Annotated in this window: 20 protein-coding genes; 11 read left to right on the top strand and 9 right to left on the bottom strand. The window is 47.2% G+C overall.

Annotation, left to right across the window (positions count from 1 at the left end):
* Positions 1–58 precede the first annotated feature (58 nt).
* Positions 59–244: a con-10 family general stress protein gene (locus BM323_RS13630; protein WP_071531635.1), complete on the bottom strand. Its 186-nt coding sequence runs from the start codon at positions 242–244 to the stop codon at positions 59–61.
* 725 nt (positions 245–969) lie between these two features.
* Between BM323_RS13630 and BM323_RS13625 the strand changes: the two genes are divergently transcribed.
* Positions 970–1,185 (top strand): DUF2767 family protein, encoded by a 216-nt coding sequence (locus BM323_RS13625; protein WP_175501707.1) that lies wholly within the window; start codon positions 970–972, stop codon positions 1,183–1,185.
* 158 nt (positions 1,186–1,343) lie between these two features.
* On the opposite strand, the gene BM323_RS13620 is transcribed toward BM323_RS13625, so the two are convergent.
* Positions 1,344–1,886, bottom strand: coding sequence for an ATP-dependent Clp protease proteolytic subunit (locus tag BM323_RS13620; protein WP_008101683.1), 543 nt, complete (start codon positions 1,884–1,886; stop codon positions 1,344–1,346).
* 84 nt (positions 1,887–1,970) lie between these two features.
* Between BM323_RS13620 and BM323_RS13615 the strand changes: the two genes are divergently transcribed.
* The 8 genes from BM323_RS13615 (at position 1,971) to BM323_RS13580 (ending at position 8,772) form a co-directional block, all read left to right on the top strand.
* Positions 1,971–2,960 (top strand): LysM peptidoglycan-binding domain-containing protein, encoded by a 990-nt coding sequence (locus tag BM323_RS13615; protein WP_091003822.1) that lies wholly within the window; start codon positions 1,971–1,973, stop codon positions 2,958–2,960.
* A 2-nt stretch (positions 2,961–2,962) separates the two neighbouring features.
* The gene (locus BM323_RS13610) at positions 2,963–4,078 is read left to right on the top strand and encodes a phage late control D family protein (RefSeq protein WP_091003819.1); all 1,116 of its coding nucleotides are present in this window, start codon (positions 2,963–2,965) and stop codon (positions 4,076–4,078) included.
* The gene (locus BM323_RS13605) at positions 4,075–4,686 is read left to right on the top strand and encodes a phage baseplate assembly protein V (RefSeq protein ID WP_091003816.1); all 612 of its coding nucleotides are present in this window, start codon (positions 4,075–4,077) and stop codon (positions 4,684–4,686) included. Before BM323_RS13610 ends, BM323_RS13605 begins: the two co-directional genes overlap by 4 nt.
* A 3-nt stretch (positions 4,687–4,689) precedes the next feature.
* On the top strand, positions 4,690–5,055 hold the full coding sequence (locus tag BM323_RS13600; protein ID WP_091003813.1) for a phage tail protein: 366 nt from the start codon (positions 4,690–4,692) through the stop codon (positions 5,053–5,055).
* A gap of 4 nt (positions 5,056–5,059) precedes the next feature.
* Positions 5,060–6,187 (top strand): baseplate J/gp47 family protein, encoded by a 1,128-nt coding sequence (locus tag BM323_RS13595; RefSeq protein ID WP_091003810.1) that lies wholly within the window; start codon positions 5,060–5,062, stop codon positions 6,185–6,187.
* Positions 6,188–6,850 carry a hypothetical protein gene (locus tag BM323_RS13590; RefSeq protein ID WP_091003807.1) on the top strand — a complete coding sequence of 221 codons (663 nt, stop codon included), beginning with the start codon at positions 6,188–6,190 and terminating at the stop codon, positions 6,848–6,850.
* 66 nt (positions 6,851–6,916) lie between these two features.
* Positions 6,917–8,332, top strand: a complete 1,416-nt coding sequence (locus tag BM323_RS13585) for a gp53-like domain-containing protein (RefSeq protein ID WP_091003804.1) — start codon at positions 6,917–6,919, stop codon at positions 8,330–8,332.
* A 17-nt stretch (positions 8,333–8,349) separates the two neighbouring features.
* Positions 8,350–8,772, top strand: coding sequence for a tail fiber assembly protein (locus BM323_RS13580; RefSeq protein ID WP_091003801.1), 423 nt, complete (start codon positions 8,350–8,352; stop codon positions 8,770–8,772).
* Between the two features lie 74 nt (positions 8,773–8,846).
* Here BM323_RS13580 and BM323_RS13575 read toward each other — a convergent pair whose 3' ends face one another.
* Together BM323_RS13575 and BM323_RS13570 are read right to left on the bottom strand one after the other, a co-directional pair.
* Entirely contained in the window at positions 8,847–9,455 is a 609-nt protein-coding gene (locus tag BM323_RS13575) for an Ail/Lom family outer membrane beta-barrel protein (RefSeq protein ID WP_091003798.1), read from the bottom strand.
* 76 nt (positions 9,456–9,531) lie between these two features.
* Entirely contained in the window at positions 9,532–10,131 is a 600-nt protein-coding gene (locus BM323_RS13570) for an Ail/Lom family outer membrane beta-barrel protein (protein ID WP_091003796.1), read from the bottom strand.
* A gap of 381 nt (positions 10,132–10,512) precedes the next feature.
* Between BM323_RS13570 and BM323_RS13565 the strand changes: the two genes are divergently transcribed.
* Positions 10,513–12,033 (top strand): recombinase family protein, encoded by a 1,521-nt coding sequence (locus tag BM323_RS13565; RefSeq protein WP_175501706.1) that lies wholly within the window; start codon positions 10,513–10,515, stop codon positions 12,031–12,033.
* 659 nt (positions 12,034–12,692) lie between these two features.
* Here BM323_RS13565 and BM323_RS13560 read toward each other — a convergent pair.
* The 3 genes from BM323_RS13560 to BM323_RS13550 form a co-directional block, all read right to left on the bottom strand.
* The gene (locus tag BM323_RS13560) at positions 12,693–13,295 is read right to left on the bottom strand and encodes a LysE family translocator (RefSeq protein ID WP_091003792.1); all 603 of its coding nucleotides are present in this window, start codon (positions 13,293–13,295) and stop codon (positions 12,693–12,695) included.
* A gap of 366 nt (positions 13,296–13,661) precedes the next feature.
* Entirely contained in the window at positions 13,662–14,114 is a 453-nt protein-coding gene (locus tag BM323_RS13555; protein ID WP_036647762.1) for a GNAT family N-acetyltransferase, read from the bottom strand.
* 138 nt (positions 14,115–14,252) lie between these two features.
* Entirely contained in the window at positions 14,253–14,705 is a 453-nt protein-coding gene (locus BM323_RS13550) for a GNAT family N-acetyltransferase (RefSeq protein WP_008102119.1), read from the bottom strand.
* 321 nt (positions 14,706–15,026) lie between these two features.
* Between BM323_RS13550 and BM323_RS13545 the strand changes: the two genes are divergently transcribed.
* On the top strand, positions 15,027–15,497 hold the full coding sequence (locus BM323_RS13545; RefSeq protein ID WP_008102117.1) for a DUF1203 domain-containing protein: 471 nt from the start codon (positions 15,027–15,029) through the stop codon (positions 15,495–15,497).
* Positions 15,498–16,047: 550 nt separating this feature from the next.
* On the opposite strand, the gene BM323_RS13535 is transcribed toward BM323_RS13545, so the two are convergent.
* Entirely contained in the window at positions 16,048–16,263 is a 216-nt protein-coding gene (locus BM323_RS13535) for a YdgH/BhsA/McbA-like domain containing protein (RefSeq protein WP_008102115.1), read from the bottom strand.
* A gap of 252 nt (positions 16,264–16,515) precedes the next feature.
* Positions 16,516–17,538, bottom strand: coding sequence for an AraC family transcriptional regulator (locus BM323_RS13530; protein ID WP_008102113.1), 1,023 nt, complete (start codon positions 17,536–17,538; stop codon positions 16,516–16,518).
* Positions 17,539–17,577 lie beyond the last annotated feature (39 nt).

The following is a 17,577-nucleotide window of genomic DNA, read 5'->3' as shown; positions in this document are numbered from 1 at the left end:
AAAATAGTTAACAGGACAGGTGTTTATGCCAATCCATGGCACATATCTTATTAATTCTTCATGTAGATGGGTTTGGAGGGCGACGGCTTATCCGTCCTCCTTTACGTCCAGCTTCGATTGCTCGTTCCGGGTTGTTTCTAAAGTTACCACCGCTGACACGTCCTCCTCGCTTACCGGCCTCACTCGCTCTATTAGGATCGTTAGCAAAATTACCTGCACCGCCTCTGAGTTTTACTTCTGCCATAGTTAGTCCTTAATTAATTTTGCATTTAGGTTAGGATTAAGCCACTCACATAAAAATATTAGGCAGCTTGTGTGTTTTTTCCACCCTCAGGCAGGGGAATAGAATGATGAAGGTCAAATAAGCAACCAAAAATTGACTTAAGGGGCGGGATTAGGCTGAGTTTCGTATGTATTTTTAAATCCATCGTCATCATTATGCCCAGCCATACTGTTGCTAATCATTTTTTATGCATCAATTGTAGCGATCGACGACTCATGCGGGCGACAAGCTAAAGCGGCAGTAACGTGAAACAAAACTTCAGTTATCTGATAGCCGTCAATTGCTAATAATCTTGTGAGAAGTAAAGCATCAGATTAAAGACAATGAGGGATGAGAAGGGGTGATAAAAATAAAAGCCCGGTAGTGGTGGCAACCGGGCTGGGCACAATCCTGTGCCAAATTTCCAACAAGAGCGGGTCTCATCACAGGGGGTGATAAAGACAATTATGATTGTAGATTATGTTGAGAGAAGTACATGTAAAGCGGCAAATTTTTATCTTTTATCGGACCAGGGGCCGTGATCATCTTAGTGTAGATGAACCATGAGACGAGGTGTGAATCCTTCTACATGGGATTCGAAAGGGCAGCGCATTGATACTCCTCAACATTTCCTCTTTTCTTATTGGAATTTATCTCATATTCATCCACTCTTAGTTAAGACTAATAACCAGAATTAAGAGCCAATCGTGTCTAAATTAAGTAAACAACTCGAACAGAATTTTGATGATGCGTGTCAGATTATAGGGCAGGTAGCTATACAAAAAGCTGCGCGGGGAGAAGAGACCACCCGCTTACTGTTAGTTGAAGAGATTAAAAAGCTTGCAGCACGTTACAAAATTCTTACCGGAGAGGAACATCAGGCTATGCGGATGGCAATTGAATCTCTGGAGGACAACTTATGATCACAAACCTATTCTGACATTGATTCAGGAACAGCAAACCGCGTACGCACTACATTAATCACCCCACAATGTTCTCTGTGGGCATTCGTGTTAAGTAATTGGGACCTGACTCACTGAACCTTTATGCATCGCGCGCAATATTGCATTATCAATAATTTTCAGCAGTTAACCCACCAGTTAGTTACCGAACCTTCAAGCGTCGCCCGGATCTCACAATCAGCAAGGCCGAAACTAACGGCGTTCTCAGCATCAATAAATGAAGCGTTTTCAATTTTCGCATACCAGTCCGTACCAGAGTTTTTCGTCTCTGCAGTGAGGATATCAATGAAACGTTTCATATCATTATCGAGACTTCTAACCCACTCTGCTATTCGGGCGTGATCCGCAGCATGATTAGTGAAGCCCCACTGGAGAGGGTGGATCAAGAATCGCGAACCTGGGTTTACCCGGCGGTCGCAACCAGCCAGATAAATCACCGTTGCAATGGACTCTACGTTACTGAGATTGTGCGTATGCACCGGCACAGGCAGGGATTTTAAAAAGTGATAAGCCGTAAAACCGGCCAACAGCTCACCGCCCGGACTGGAGATATGCAGGTTAATTTGCGTTGCACCATTCCCCAAAGCTTTCAGACATGCGTCCTGAAGGCCTGAAACCGTGGACATGTTAACCGGACACAAAAAATGGACAGTGTGACGCATGTAATCCCCTCAGCCTTCATTAGGCGTAAATCCCTGAACAATGATTTTTAGGGCCACTTACTGGAAAAGTCCAGTCATCATCGTATGAGCATTCAATATATAAATTTATCTTTCACCGGTGGTGGAGATCCGACCGCCACACGTCTGATATTAGGCGAATTCGAATTTATGGAATTCGAAGTGCCGGAACGTGTGGTTATTCCCGGTCGGCAGAAGACAGTCCAGCACCAACTAATCGGGGGGAGGCGCATCATTGATGTGCTGGGTACCGAATACGAACCGTTGACCTGGTCTGGCGTCATCACCGGCTCGCAGGCAGGTGAACGCGTTGGTGCCCTTGAGCGGATGCGGGACGAAGGGCGACCAACAGTGCTCACTTTCGACGATTACCGCTTTACGGTGATCATCACCCGTTTTGCGCCGGTTTATGAGTATGTATGGCGTCGCCCGTATTCCATTGAAGTGGCAATCATCAGCAATGATGGTTACTCCGATAAAGCTGATGCACTGACGGGCGCATTGCGGGGGCTGATTGACAGTGATCTTGGGCGCGCGCTGGGCCTGTCCAGTATGATCAGTATCGATGCTGTCACCAGGGCAGTAAAAGATTTCCATCAGGCGGTAAAACAGATTACGGACTTTGCCCATGCTACCGTGGCGCAGATTCAGTCTGTAATCAGACCCCTCATTGCCGCCCGTAATATTATCCAGCATGAGCTGGCATTACTGGAAGCCGCTGCCGGCGATATCACCTCACTCGGTGGCCTGGTTCCAGGTAATCCGGTATCAAAAACCGTGAGTAACCTGCTTATCCATCTGGACTGCAGCACGCGTATTTTAGCGTTGTATCGGTTACAGGAAGTGCTGGGAAGACTGAATAAAAACGTCAGAACAGGTCAGTCTGCTGAGGGGTTTAAAGCCGTTACCCTTGCTGGAGGCAATCTGTATCAGGTGGCATCAGAACAGTACGGGGACGCATCTATGTGGACCAGAATTGCCGAAGCTAACGACCTGACCGATCCGCAACTGAGCGGTATCAACACTCTACAAATACCCTCAGGAACGATGAACTAGCCATGGACGTCAACGATCCTCTTGTTTTATCCAGCGCCCGCCAAATCAGCGGGCGTTGTCTTTTGAATGGTACTGACGTGCCTTTCATATCGTTTAGTGTTGAAGCGCATGCCTTTCGCGGCGCCGGGACGTTTGATCTGACACTGGCCATCACAGCTCTGCCAGCCGCCATGCAGATGCTGAACTGGTGGGCAGTGCAGACGACTATCCGGGTTGAACTGTTCATCTCGGTCAGCACGCGAGCAGGCATTGATGAGAAGAGGCACATCACCGGCAACATTGATACCTGGCACTTCGAACCCGCGCGCTTTGTGATATTGGCTGAAGGACGTGACTTTGCCGCGAAGCTTATTGATGCGAAGACCACAGGGGAAAGCTTTAAAAACATGACCAGCTCAAAGATAGCGACCATGCTGGCCAAACGGCACAGCCTCACGCCGGTTGTTATCGCAACCAGCAGGCGTGTTGGCGAATTTTACCAGATTGATACTGCACACCTGACAGGTGAGCAGACGGAGTGGGACCTCATCACAACGCTTGCGGCCATTGAGAATTTCTTGGTTTACGTGGATGGCGACAACCTGCACTTTGAGCCGAAACGGGATCCGGCTGAAGCTGAGAACTATGTCATTCGATGGCAGCCTCCCGGATTGCTGGCGTATCCACAGTGCAATACCTCCGACGACCTGTCGTTTTCACGCGCGCTGACCATTTCCCGGGGGATTACGGTTGAGGTGCTGAGCTGGAATGCAAAACTGAAAAATAAGCAGTTTGTCGTGTCCTTTCCGGCTTCGGCTAAAAGTATCGCACCAGGAAAAGCCACATCCCAAAAGCAGGTCTATCGGGTCATCCGCAACGGGTTGTCAGAAAAGGGTGCTCACGCGCTGGCGCAATCCATTTACCGGCAGGTGGTACAGCATGAGATGAAGTTCAGTGGATCAACGGCAGGAGACAATCTGCTTATGCCGGGTAGACATATACGTATTGAGGGCACACAGAGTCCTTTCGACCAGATTTACCACTGCGATCGGATACGCCGGACGCTGAGCTGGGAAACGGGGTACACCATGGACATATCAGGGAAAAACCACAGCCCAGCGCTGGGAGTCTGGCTTTGAGAGCATTACTGAATATCATGGCGGCGACAGCACAACAGAGTGCCGCCGGTGAAAGTGGCACACGCCAGGGCATCATCACTGCCTATAATCCTGACAATTATGCCGTGAAGGTTCAGTTGCAACCTACGGGTGAAGAAACAGGCTGGATATCACTGAGTTCTCCCTGGGTAGGCAATGGCTGGGGCATGGCCGCTGGACCGATGATCGGTGCAGTGGTGGAGATTGAGTTTGATAGTGGTCTGACAGGCGTCGGCATGGCAGCAGGGCAATTTTATAACGATGAAGACCGTTGTCCTGGGCCGCCATCAGGCGAGTTCTGGCTGATGCATAAGAGTGGCTCCCTCCTGAAGTTCCTGAACAGCGGTGAAGTTCTGCTAAGTGCGAAAATTAAGCTCACCTTTAACGCACCGGCGCATCACTTTACCGGCGGTGATGTGACGGTCGATAAAAACCTCAGGGTCGTTAAAGACATCTTCGACAAAAACGGCAGGTTTGGATCGTTACATCGCATCCGCACTGTTTATGGCGGTCATACCCACCTTGAAAAAGGTCGGGGTAAGCGTACTGACCCTCCCGAGCAGCAGATTAAATCAACGCGGGCGCCTTAGTGCATGTACGACATCTATCACTTCACAGGCGGCGACCTCGAGGAGGCGCCTACTGGAGACCTGCGAACAGTAAAAGGAAGCGAGCGCACTAATCAACGAATTTTACGTCGCCTACTGACTAATCCGGGCGACTACGTTTTTCACCCACAATATGGCGCCGGACTGGCAAAAAAAATTGGTGAAACGGTGAACCCTGGAGAGTGGAAAGTGCTCATCACCGGGCAGATGCTACTGGAGGAATCGGTGGCCAGTAATCCACCGCCGGTAATCAGGCTGACAATTATTGAAGGTGGGGTCAGTGTCTCAGTTGCTTACACCGACGCCACGACCAGGGTCAATGAATCTCTCCATTTCGACGTAACGAGGTAAAGCGATGGCTTCCCTTAACACCAGGTCATTCTCTGAACTCGTCAGTGAACAGGTCACGGCTATTCAGGCCCGAGCGGAAAAATTGCTGGATTTTTCGATCGGTAGCATCCTGCGATCGCTTGCGGAATCCAACGCTGGGGTGGCCATGTGGATACAGCAGATGATAGTGAAGTTGCTGGTCACGACACGTGCAGCTACCTGCTCTGGCGAAGACCTGGACAGCTGGATGGCGGACTTCAGTTTTTTCCGCCTTCAGGCCGTTCAGGCCAGTGGGATAGTGACGTTTAGCCGGTTTACTCCAGGCAGCGAGGCATTGATTAAGGAAGGCGCGCAGGTGACTACATTTGACTGCTCTCAGACCTATTCAGTCATACCCAACACTTTGATTAAAGAGTGGGATGTAGCACGGGCTGCGTATGTCATCGCCCCCGGTGTGAGTTCACTAGCCGTCCCGGTGCGTGCGAATATTGCCGGGACTGCAGGTAACGCGCAGGCGAAGACAGTTACTGTCATTACTGGCTCGGTAATGTCGGTTGATGCCGTAACTAATAACGATGCTTTTACAAACGGTAAGGATGCAGAATCCGATGACAGCTTCCGCGCGCGCTTTGTGCTGTGGATTGCTTCACTGTCCAGAGCCACGAAAGCGGCTATTGGTTTTGCGATCAGTAATCTGCAGAGCGGTATCAGTTATACGCTGACTGAAAATGTCACGCTGGAAGGAGAGTATAAGCCCGGCTATTTTTATGCTGTGGTGGATGATGGCACAGGGCTGCCCGCACCTGCATTACTGAAAAAAGCCTATCAGGCTATCGAAAATACCCGGGGATTCACGGTGTCGTTCGGCGTGTTCCCCCCAGAAACCATCGAAGTCGATGTCGTCTTAATGGTATCTACCGAGGCCACTGCTAATCACGCGGAGATCGTCAATCAGGTGCGCGCTTCTCTTAATCAATACCTGTCGAGCCTGTCACTGGGCAAATTGCTTGCCTACACCCAGCTGGTAAGAGTGGCCTATGCCGCCAGCCCATGTGTAATCAACGTTACTTCTCTGACGGTAAACGGTGGCATGGCGGATTTTGCGGTTTCTGCCAGACAGATTATTCGTGCCGGGAAAATCGTGGTGAGCTGAATGGCCAAAGGTGATCAGAACGACTTTTACACCAGACTCAGGGTGTTGCTTCCTCCCGCATGGTTTGCAGAGGAAAGCACCATTCTGAATGGACCGCTATCAGCATGCGCTGCGGCGTTATCCTGGTGCTACACCCTGTATCTTTACGCCAAAACACAGATCCGTATCTCTTCCGCCAGTGATGGCTGGCTGGATATGGCGGCGTATGATTTTTTCGGGAACTCTCTTACGCGGCCTGTGGATATGACTGATGACGTCTTTCGCACGGTGATTAAACGGGCACTCTTACGTGAGCGGGGAACACGACAGGCTATCAACGATGTTCTTGCAGAACTGACGGGCAATTCACCGACGATATTTGAGCCGCAGCGGGTGCAGGACACGGGAGCATATAGTCGGCCGACAATGGGTTATGGCGCGGCTGGTGGTTATGGTTCATCCCTTTTACCTTACCAGGCATTTGTTACTGTCCAGCGTTCAAAGAAGGCGGGCATTCCGTGGGTAGCGGGCTACCGGACTTCTACAGCGGCATACGGGCAATCATCTCAGGGGGAGTATGTTTCTCGTGAGATGGTTGCCGGCAGTATCACGGATGCACAGATTTACGCTGCCATTGAAGCAGTGAAGATGGAAGGCACGCTCGTATGGGTGCGACTGCAGTAAATAGTTAATTCAGATAAATGGCGTCATTAAGGACACTTAAGCAAATGCCATTTCTATGGAGAAATAATGGATCGTCTTATTGTTTATCCGGGCGCTATTCCGCTCGAAACTGACCTACTTAACACCAACAAATTCGCCATGACAGGGGTGGCCAAACTGGCATCAGTCATTATGGGAGATAATACCTATCTTCATGGACTCGTCTGTACACCAGCTGTTGCCGAATCATTGGCAGTGAGCATAGGAGAAGGGCAGATTTACAGTCTGCACAACACAGACGGTACGCCGTATTCATCGCTGGCAGCTGACACGACACATACACTGCTGAAGCAGGGACTTAATCCTGATTCAGTTACATTCCACCTGTCTGCACCAGCGACGCCTGGCCACAGCATCAACTATCTGATTCAGGTTGCCTATAACGATGTGGATGGCGGCCAAACCGTTCTACCTTATTACAACGCTGCAGATCCTGCTATGGCATTTAGCGGTCCTGATAATACCGGCAATGCTCAGAGTACGGTGCGTTCAGGTGCATGTATTGTTCGTCTCAAAGCTGGAGTAGCTGCTGCATCTGGCTCTCAGATTACGCCTCTTCCCGATGCAGGCTATACATCTGCCTGGGTCATCACGATTAACTATGGCGATCGTCATGTTAATGCGGCGGATATCCGTCCCGCTGATGGCGCTCCCTTTCTACCCGTAAATGGTCTCATCGGTGAGATTCAGCAGGGCAGGCTAACTTACGGAATGGATTCGGGAACCGTAAATCACTATCAGGTCTCTTTTCAGCCAGCAATTGGCCATATCAGCGACGGTATGCGATTACATTTTCGTGCGAAGAATACAAATTCGGGTCCGTCGGCACTGGCGGTAAGTCGTTTTCCAGCGGCCAGCATCCTCACTGCTGAACACCAGGAATTGCCGGCTGGTCAGATTTCTCAGGGACATACTGCGGAAGTTGAATGGAATAGCGCGATCGGCGCCTGGATTCTCAGTTCACCTAAAAGCAGCTACACCACAGATGAATCGGATCAAAAGTATTATTCCCGCGACGGAGGACATATTGGCGGCGATGTCGTTGTACAGGGCAATCTGACAATCGAAAAAAGTTTGAATGTAGGGGAGGCCGAGCTGACTGAGGAAGGTGATGTAAGAGGTAAACTTTGGGACGGAAGTCTGGAAAAATGGCTTAAACGGCTGTTGCCTGTAACTGCAGGCGTTAAGAAAGCCTGGTACTATAAATCACCCAATATGCGACTCATTATTCAGGGTGGGAGTTTTGAACGCTCCAGCAACAGCACCAGCGTTAGCTTTCCCATCGCATTTCCATCTGGCTGCCTGAACGTTCAGTTTTCATTGAACAGAACACATAAAAAGAGTGTCGTGAACCCGTATATCAGTGTGATTGATGGCACACACTTTGAGCTGAACGCCGGGTCTGGTGAAACCGGATTCTACTGGGTTGCGTTTGGTCACTGAAAGCAGAGGGTAATAGTATGAATATTGGATTCAGTGCAACAACAAAAGCCTTTTATGACCTGGATGAGAAAGCGGTATACATTCAGAATGGTTCATGGAGTGATGATGTCATAAACATATCAGAAGTGCTCTGGCTAAATTACAATGGGCAGCCTCCACAGGGAAAAATTCGTGGTGCCGATAACCATGGTATGCCATGCTGGATTGATGCTCCAGAACCTGCGGAACAGGAGCGCATAGCGGAAGCAGTGAGTAAAAGAAATGCGATGCTAATGACGGCTGACACCGAAATTCGCCAGATGAAGATTGTTGAAGAATTTCATGCATTAACGGATGAAGAAACTCAGAGACTTTTGTCATGGAAAAAGCATCTTGCTGATGTATACCGCATCGAACCGGGAAATGTTAGTTCCATTCGCTGGCCAGACGTCCCGGAATAAAAAATGTTTAAGCTGTGGCAAATCTAGCTGAGAGAGCTGATTTAATCAGCTCAATGCTTTAAGGCAGGAATTGTTTAAAAATGATACCCCATACTCAGTGATGCGGCGTTCAGGCTGTGGTAATCCTGATTTTTCTCTGTTGGCGCCCCTTCATATCCTGCTGCAAGCGTGAGCGTATCCGTCACATTCAGGATCACGCCGGCACCAAAGGCAACGTTGTTGTAAGAGTGGGAACCATTTCTTCCCATCCTATTCGTGACCGGGTCATGTATAAGGGGCTTATCCATTCTCAAATGATACAACCCAAAAGTGCCATAAACAGTCAAAAAATCGTTTATGCGGAAGGATGGGCCGAACATGGCAGAATAATACTCTGTATCCTGTGTGGCTTTTTTATCAGTCTTGACTCTGATGCGTTTGCCATTGATGTTCTTCTCATTGTGAAACTCATCCGTGTTATCCCATATATTTCTGAGAGCCGTCAAAGAGCCGACAATACCAAACACGCCCTCAGGCTCGTAAATCATCTTAAAGTTGGGTCCGTGGAGGCTGCCATAACCCTCAATTGATCCGTACTCATAACCAAATAACATCGTGGCGCGGTCTGGAATATACACTGCTTTTGCTGTCATGCAAAAAACACAGGCCAATGCGACGATCATTTTAATCAAATTATTTTTCATTTCTGTTTCCGTTGAAATCCAACATGATATGAATGATAAAGGCCCCTTTACGTGTATTGAGGGGGGGGTAACGTAATCAGAAGCGATAGCCGGCACTCAGCATGACGGTATTAATGGGATGTGATTTTTCATCAAACCTGACACTGGAACCTTCATATCCCATACTGAGAATTAGATGGTCTGTTACGTTAGCAGTCATGCCGATGCCGTAAGCGAATCTGTTAGTGTTTGAGCTAGTGGAGGAAGTTTTGCCACTAATTGAGTTAGCAACTGAGGCTTTATCGACTTTGCCATGCGATATACCAGCCAATGCATAAATGCTAATGGATTTATTTAACCGAAGAGTTGGACCAAACATCGCCGAGTAATACTCAGCACTGTTGCCAGGTTTTGTTGATGATGATCCTTTATGTTTTCTAATGCCGCTAGTAATTACGTCCAGGTCTGACCGCAGAGCTGTCACTGAACCCATGATTCCTACTGGTAGATCGGGTTCATACTGTACCGTTAGATTTCCCCCATAGAGAGAACCGAAGTCACGAAGTTCTCCTTGCGAATAGCCCATGGAGATGGTCGTCCTGTTTGCATTAACATTGTAATCAACAGGTGAAGCAATAGCTGCCCCACTTGTAATTGAGGCCAAGATTAAAAAAGCGCATAATATTTTACTGTGCATCTCAATTGCCCTGCGTTAGCTATTAGATTAAGGAGGTCGCCTTAATCAGTAAAGAGGTTACAGATATTTTTAGTCATAAAAATGAATATTTATGGTTTGCGAGATTTCAAATACAACCTATATAGTAAGATGTTGTCAGTAGATTGATGTATATACATGACTTATTTTCTGCTTTTGTATTCGTTACTCGTGATGTCGTGTTTTATACGGGAGATTTCAAACACCTCTCATGTTGGTCGACGCGGATTTAATGGCCCACTTCGTCGTCACAATAACGGCCATTTTATTGAGATATAATCCTGATATTGTTCAGTCAATCGCCAAACATAATATTCTTAAATGCTAAATATCAGTTGTCTCTATCAGGATAAAGGGGGAAATATGAAAAGGGCTATAGCTTATCTACGTTTTTCATCTTTACAGCAGGTCCAGGGAGATTCAGTCAGAAGACAGAAGAAATTAATTGATGAATGGCTTAAACATAACGCTGACTACTACCTTGATCCGGTAACATTCGAGGACCTTGGGCTGAGCGCATACAGGGGACAGCATGCTATTTCAGGCGCATTTTCTGAATTTATGGAAGCGGTGCAACGGGAGTTAATTGAAGCGGGCAGTGTACTCCTTGTAGAAAGTCTGGATCGTCTATCAAGAGAAAAAATAGGTGATGCGTCCGACAGACTCCGTACAATCCTCAAAGCGGGGATCGATGTGGTCACACTCACTGATGGCACGCATTATACCCGCGATTCACTTGACGACCCTTACTCGATCATCAAAGCAATTCTGATAGCCCAGCGCGCTAACGAAGAAAGCGAGATCAAGTCTAAACGCCAGCGAGCAGTCTGGGCCGAAAAGCGTAAACAGGCCGCTGAAAAGGGGGAAATAATGACCCGCCATTGCCCCTCCTGGTTGAAAGTAAACGCTGCTTGTAATGGTTTTGAGGTAATAGAAGACAAAGCAGACATTATCAGAACTATTTTCGAAATGAGACTCGACGGCCGCTCTTTTGAGAAAATCAGTCAGGCACTGAATGTCCAGGGTAAGAAAAATCTTCGTGGAAAAGTTTCTCAGTGGAATTCAGCTTCAATTGAAAGACTGGTTAAATCTAAAGCTGTGATTGGCGTTCTTTCTCCGTCATATCGCATAACTGTTCCCGATGTTGAGGACATTCCTCATTATTATCCTGCAATCATCAGTATTGAAGATTTTGAGCGTGTAAGGCGTATTAGTTACGAACCTGAAAGCAGAAGAAACACTAATTTTAATCCCCATCTAATAAATATATTCAAGGGGCTGATGCACTGTAAAGGTTGTGGGCATGCCATTATTTTGACGGGAATCAGCACAAAAGGCTATGGCTACTATGTTTGCTCAATGCGGCGTCAGCACAGATGTAAAACTGAAGCGGTCAGAAGAGATTTAACCGATCGCTACCTGATTACTGGAGTCATAAAAGGTGCATCAGGAATGGACCTGCATTTATCAAATGAAACTGCATTAACTTCAATGACAGCCAGGCAATTGGAATTAACCGGTAAGCTTCAGAACGTGATTAAGGCAATAGAGCTAGCACCGGATGTCAGAGAGCTGACAGTCAGAGCAGCTGAAATTGCTGCTGAAATAAATCAGTTAAAGAGTGACATGGTTGAAATACAGGTTGAGCGCGATATGAAGGCTGCTTCTGCACTAAATGTACTCAACGTAGCCGACCGCAAGGAATATCAATTAATAGCTCGAAGAATAATTCAGGATATTAAAATTGACGGAAAGTCAAAAACCTGTGATATCTATCTGCATAACGGGATGAAAGTTCTGAATTATCCCCTCACAAAGTCTACCGGCTGGTCATCTATACTAGATGCAATGGCTTATTTAGAACAGACTGAAATTATTCTCTGATAAGCCACACCATTAGAGATTTATTTAAAAAATAACATAGAGAGAATTTTAATGTCTTAATGAAAATAAAGGGCTAAATCATTCTTAATTTTTGAGTCATTAAATAAGTCAAGTTTAGGTTCTAGGTTAAGTCACTATGAGTGTGAGAAGGTTGCATAGTAACTTTTTTGGTTTCTGCAAAATGATAAGTAACGTCTTGATATCTTGGCAATAAAAAATCAACAAAAAGCATCCAGAACTTAAGTTTTAAATGATTTATTATCCTTTAAATACAGTGAGTTATATCAATACTTAAATCCTTTAGAAGTGTGAGTAAAGAAACAATTCACACAGCAGCATAGTAATCCTCCTTAGTTATCAGTGGGTGAATAAGTGAGCTGATAATAGTGGCGAAAAGCGGCACTTTCCAGTGAAAAATGCCTGAAGTGTGGCGGCACTTGCTATGACTTACCGGGCAGGGCGTTGGCATCGATAATGAGCCTGGTCGATGAAAATGGACGTCAGAGGTCTTCTGCAAAACTCCAGCAAAACTCTCCTGCAAAACTGGTTAAAAAATGAGCTGTCTTTGAGCTTGGGTCTTCTTATTAGATGGCATATCAAAATAAAGTGTGGAAGGCCGCTTAGTGCCAAAAGCGGACGTGATGGCTCTGGCTGAGGAGTTAATAGATAAGGCTGTGCAGAGAAAAAGCAATGAGCATCATCCCGCCGACAATGTTGACGTATTTTTTCAGCATTAATGGGTTAGTTTTTTTTGCTGAGAATATGAGCGTTTGAGTGATTGCAAAAAGCCAGATGCTCATAACCACTATATGAACTGATGCCAGTATAAGGTAGTTGCTAACGCCACCCTTCGCGCCTGCGAACTGTGAAACGACTGTCAGATAAAAAAGGATGGCTTTAGGGTTCAAAACATTAGCCAGCCAAGCCTCTTTTAAAGTCACGGAATGCCTTGCGCCACTAACCCCGCCTGAATTTACCGTTATCCCACTGCGGATGAGCATCGCGCCTAACCAAAGCAGATAGACAGTTCCGGTTACTTTAAGCACAGCAAACGCTGCTGGCGACGAGATGAGCACTGCCGTAATACCAAGCCCTATAAAAAATGCATGGGTATATATGCCCAGAGCTGTTCCTGTGAGAGTTCTGAATAAACCTTTGTTACCTCCTGCCAGAGCACTGTTCATAACGAGAGTAAAGCTCGCTCCGGGGGACAGTGCAACAGGGAGTAATGCTGGCATAAAGCCAAAAATGTTCACATCCATAGATTCTGGATAGTAATTGGGACTCCCTGAAATTGCCAGTCCAAGCGTTTCGCATATAGGTAATGTTCAGCTAAGCAAAAACAGGGAATCGTCATGAATCAAAAGTCCGCTTCACGCCCTGAGACATACGACAAGCTTTTTATGGCTGCCAGCCAGTTCCTTTGATTTCCTGAAGATGTTTAAGCCGCCGTACTGCATGCCTGGTTAGAAAACGCAGCGTGTCCAAGGCGGCGCGGATTTAACTGTAATGGCTCTGATTAGCCTGAAAGGGGTACGGCTTGGATGCGTCAAGGCTGTATCTGGGCAGGCGCTGCTGAAAATTGGTTCACTGGACAAGATATGCGGTCTGTCCAGGACGTGATTGAATTAACGCGCTGGGTCTCTGAGGCATAGATGGTGCGTGACTTTTTCTATGCCAGTTAAAGCAATAAAGCCAGCTCGTTCATAGAAGGTGAATGCCGATGGAGGAGCGTTTGTGTTGATAAAATCAAACCAGTGGCCAGAATCCATAAGTATTTCACTGAGCAGGGCGCTGCCAACCTGCCTTTTTCTCCATCCTGAGTCTACATAGAGATGTCGCAGACGTCCGATGCCAGTTTTTAGCGTAGATGGATCAACGTTGAGTCCACAGACGCCAACGATCAACCCATTTACAGAAGCCCCAATTAGTTTTTCTCCGGGTCTGTCAAAGCGGTTCAGTCCGCTAAGCCAGTTATCTTCCAGTCGTCGTAACATGTTAAATCCTTCAGCCATGCTCTGCGATTTTAACTCAGCAAATCCTGGGCTCTCCGGGGTAACGTTTGTGAGTTGGATATCCATGATTCTCCCACTGATTTCAATCTGCATATTCCGGACAGAATTAGGATTGTGTCCAGTATGACAATGGCACTCTCATACTTCTAATGCCATCAATGCCCGCTCTGTGCCAGAAGCGGAAGTGAGGTCTGATAAATATAATCAGCACAATACCTTTGAGAAGCAGATAGCCTCTTCTCTGCCTACGTATGGGCCATAATTCTCAATTTGGATGTATCCATTTCTCTCGTAAAAACTGATGGCCCGATGGTTGATATATCGTGTTTCCAGCTTTAGTTCACGATATCCCATTTGTTTTGCGGAAGTTTCCAGAAAAGTGAGTAAAGCAAGACCTACTCCTGGCTCGCTTCGGTCTGAAAACATTCTTTTAAGCTCAGCTATGTTTTGTGTTAATGGGCGGATTGCACCGCATCCTATCGCATCGCCATGTGCATTTTTTGCTAATACCCATAATGCTTTGTCATTGTTCATAGCTTCAACGGTGAAGTTGGTTTTGCCATTATCGCCAGTAATAGCGGCAAGTTCAGCTGACAGCATTTCGATTAAGCGATGGGATTCTGAAGAAAATGGATCTGATTTCTCTACGGTTATCATGGTTAGATCCTGTAAAGGGAGTTTAACCAGAATAAAGTACGCTGCCTGAAAAATCACCATTTCAGAACAGATAATGGGACAACACTGATCCCTGACTTTATCGGGGATTCAATGTCCGTTCTTCGCTCATAGTAGACGTGGCATGCGCGTCCGCTTCGTGCCAAGAGCTGAAGTAGCTAACAACAATCTGTGTTGATCAAAGGGGAGCGGCCATTATGCGAAATTTTCATACTCTTCAATAACCAATATTTCCCTGACCGGAAACAGCGAGTTTCTTCTTAGAAAAACCACTAAGGTGATGCTGATACTACTGGAGGCATCATGAAATATAGAATTTCTGGCCTTAGAGCCGAGCAGTTTACTCATCTTTTTGGGCGTAGTGATGGCTATCTGGGAAGATACGGAGCAGTAAGACAAATTGTCACCAGTTACCCCGGTTATCCCGACAGGATCTCATTATGCGATATACCTGTTGGCGAAACCGCTCTGCTTATCAACCACATTTATCAGCCAGCAGATACACCCTATCGCGGCTCTCATGCAATATATATTTGGGAGGGATGTACCGAGCAAGGAATTTATATCAACGAATTACCTGAAGTTATGAATGGCAGAGTCCTTTCATTACGAGCATATAACGAAAAGCACTTTCTAATTAAGGCAGAAATTTGCGAGGGCCAATCTGTAGAAAATTTCATAGATATTTTCTTTGCCGACCCACAGATTAGCTATATCCAGATACACAATGCGAAACAGGGATGCTACGCATGTTTGGCTGAGCGTTTTAAATGAAATTACAAAATAGAAGAGCCTACAGCGTTCAGTGAAGCACTTTTATGTTAGAAGAGAGCATCCGGTAGGATCACTTGAGGATAAGCAGAATGCTTCTGGAAAAGCTCAGGTTGCTGGAATGCAGCCTTCACGATGACAGGCGAAACGATCGGGAGTGGCTTGAGCGGCTTCTCCACCCTGAATTCCTGGAATCACACAGTCAGGCGTGATGGTTGACCGTTCAGAGACGATCACGTCGCTATTAAACGAGAAAACTGCATCACCTATTATCAGCAGTAATCTCCGACTCACCGAAATGGGGGGAGGATGTGCCATGCTTCACTACCGGACGTCTTATGCTGACGGCAGTCGTCCTGCATTGCGTTCTTCCTGCTGGCTGTATTCGGATAAAGGACACTGGACTCTGGTTTTTCACCAGGGAACGCCAGCTGAAGACACTGCTTAGGTTCGCTGCTGAGATGTTCTGTTCATATTGCCTGTATAACGGTTCCGATACAAAAAAGGCCGCCCGTGGGCGACCTTTCCTGGCACTTCCTTTTGCGACCATCCGTTATTTGTACAGCTCAGCGGTCATGTGAACGACGTTGCCGTTGCTGGCCTCAATGATTTTGTACTGCGCGCCCTGCTGCTGGGCCTGCGCGGCGATTTTTGCCTCGGCACCGTCCATAGTCAGGGACGTTGCGGTAACGCTCTGCGCGAAGCTGGCTGCTGACATCAGTGAAAGAGCGGCAACGGCGGCGATAGACATAGCTTTGATGGTTTTCATGGTCTTTATCCTTGGTTTTTATGGTTGAAAGCGTGTTTGCTTTCGATGAAATAATGATAACCAAGGTTACTATTAGTCTATTAACAATAAGTGCTGATATTGTGATCATGCTAACTATTGCGGCGATAGGTGCACTCGATGAACGGTTCGGCGCTGGGTTATTATGTTTAATGTGGAGAACATCCCTGTAGCTATCATTTTGACGTCCGCTACACGCCCTTCAGTTAACCCAGCATATGCTAAAAATAACATTCACTCATTTACAGTATTAGCGCCTCTCTCTGGTCGCTGACGCATAGCGCCCGGCGGATAGCCATTGATGCGCTTAAAAGCCCTACTAAACGCTGCCTGTGAGGCATAACCGAGGCGTAGAGCAACGGTATCGATTGAGATCTTATCGTGAATAATCCAGTGACCTGCGATGCGCATTCGCACTTCCCTTACATAGCGCAGAGGAGGTATGCCGATGATTGATTTGAAGCGTTCAGCAAAAACAGAACGCGACACATGCGACTGGGCCGCAAGCTCAGCAACAGACCACTCGCGACTCGTATCGCGATGAATGGACAGAATAGCCTGGGCAAGTCGTGGATCACGTAACGCAGCGATCAGGCCAGCGGCGTTCTCGCTGCCGTTTTCGATCCATCCACGCACAATCATGGCAGCAGCCACTTCTGCGAGGCGTGCCAGGATGCCCGCGAAGCCAGCGCGTCCAGAACAGATTTCAGCTTTCATCGCGCCCAGAATGGGAACCAGCCCCGGATAAATCTGTTCATTTGCCTCAACCACTATGGCTTGCGGCATCAGTTTACCAAGGCCCTGCATTCCACCAAGATCGAACTCCATACAGCCATAAAACAGAACCGCGCTGGGTGTAGGGTGCGAACTCGGGCAGGTATCAATTCCGCTGACGGCCTCGCCTAAAGGAGCAGAGCCGAAAGTGTCGATATGTTGAAATGAGCATCTGACATCCGATAAAAGCTGATGTTCTTCACCCTGCGGCATGAACACCATGCTGCCGGCGTGCAGTTCGTGCAACGAACCATCGCTTGTGCGAAGCAGCGCAGTACCCACGGCGATGTAATGAAAATAGGCGTGTCCCGGCCTGTTGCTAAAACCGATGCCAAACTCAGAACCCGTCTGCAAACGGCGATACTGCACACCACGTAGCCGCATTTCCAACAGCAATTCACTGATGAGCTCGGATGACAGGGCAAAATGTTTGTTCACATGCATATTCGGAGTTTCGGGTAAAAAATCAGGGTAAGGCATCATAGATCGTCCAGTTGCTCGACTCTAGACTTGGAGCTGTGA

Source organism: Pantoea sp. YR525 (assembly GCF_900116775.1).
GTDB classification, from domain to species: Bacteria; Pseudomonadota; Gammaproteobacteria; order Enterobacterales; family Enterobacteriaceae; genus Pantoea; species Pantoea symbiotica.
Note: the sequence above shows the minus strand (reverse complement) of the source record. Positions and strands in the feature narration are given on the sequence as shown.

Excerpts from the sequence above, each read along its gene's own strand:
- BM323_RS13620 (WP_008101683.1), bottom strand. The coding sequence starts at position 1,886 with ATGCGTCACACTGTCCATTTTTTGTGTCCGGTTAACATGTCCACGGTT.
- BM323_RS13585 (WP_091003804.1), top strand. The coding sequence starts at position 6,917 with ATGGATCGTCTTATTGTTTATCCGGGCGCTATTCCGCTCGAAACTGAC.
- BM323_RS13545 (WP_008102117.1), top strand. The coding sequence starts at position 15,027 with ATGAAATATAGAATTTCTGGCCTTAGAGCCGAGCAGTTTACTCATCTT.
- BM323_RS13560 (WP_091003792.1), bottom strand. The coding sequence starts at position 13,295 with ATGGATGTGAACATTTTTGGCTTTATGCCAGCATTACTCCCTGTTGCA.
- BM323_RS13535 (WP_008102115.1), bottom strand. The coding sequence starts at position 16,263 with ATGAAAACCATCAAAGCTATGTCTATCGCCGCCGTTGCCGCTCTTTCA.
- BM323_RS13565 (WP_175501706.1), top strand. The coding sequence starts at position 10,513 with ATGAAAAGGGCTATAGCTTATCTACGTTTTTCATCTTTACAGCAGGTC.
- BM323_RS13630 (WP_071531635.1), bottom strand. The coding sequence starts at position 244 with ATGGCAGAAGTAAAACTCAGAGGCGGTGCAGGTAATTTTGCTAACGAT.
- BM323_RS13550 (WP_008102119.1), bottom strand. The coding sequence starts at position 14,705 with ATGATAACCGTAGAGAAATCAGATCCATTTTCTTCAGAATCCCATCGC.
- BM323_RS13575 (WP_091003798.1), bottom strand. The coding sequence starts at position 9,455 with ATGAAAAATAATTTGATTAAAATGATCGTCGCATTGGCCTGTGTTTTT.
- BM323_RS13570 (WP_091003796.1), bottom strand. The coding sequence starts at position 10,131 with ATGCACAGTAAAATATTATGCGCTTTTTTAATCTTGGCCTCAATTACA.
- BM323_RS13580 (WP_091003801.1), top strand. The coding sequence starts at position 8,350 with ATGAATATTGGATTCAGTGCAACAACAAAAGCCTTTTATGACCTGGAT.
- BM323_RS13590 (WP_091003807.1), top strand. The coding sequence starts at position 6,188 with ATGGCCAAAGGTGATCAGAACGACTTTTACACCAGACTCAGGGTGTTG.
- BM323_RS13610 (WP_091003819.1), top strand. The coding sequence starts at position 2,963 with ATGGACGTCAACGATCCTCTTGTTTTATCCAGCGCCCGCCAAATCAGC.
- BM323_RS13530 (WP_008102113.1), bottom strand. The coding sequence starts at position 17,538 with ATGATGCCTTACCCTGATTTTTTACCCGAAACTCCGAATATGCATGTG.
- BM323_RS13615 (WP_091003822.1), top strand. The coding sequence starts at position 1,971 with ATGAGCATTCAATATATAAATTTATCTTTCACCGGTGGTGGAGATCCG.
- BM323_RS13555 (WP_036647762.1), bottom strand. The coding sequence starts at position 14,114 with ATGGATATCCAACTCACAAACGTTACCCCGGAGAGCCCAGGATTTGCT.
- BM323_RS13600 (WP_091003813.1), top strand. The coding sequence starts at position 4,690 with ATGTACGACATCTATCACTTCACAGGCGGCGACCTCGAGGAGGCGCCT.
- BM323_RS13595 (WP_091003810.1), top strand. The coding sequence starts at position 5,060 with ATGGCTTCCCTTAACACCAGGTCATTCTCTGAACTCGTCAGTGAACAG.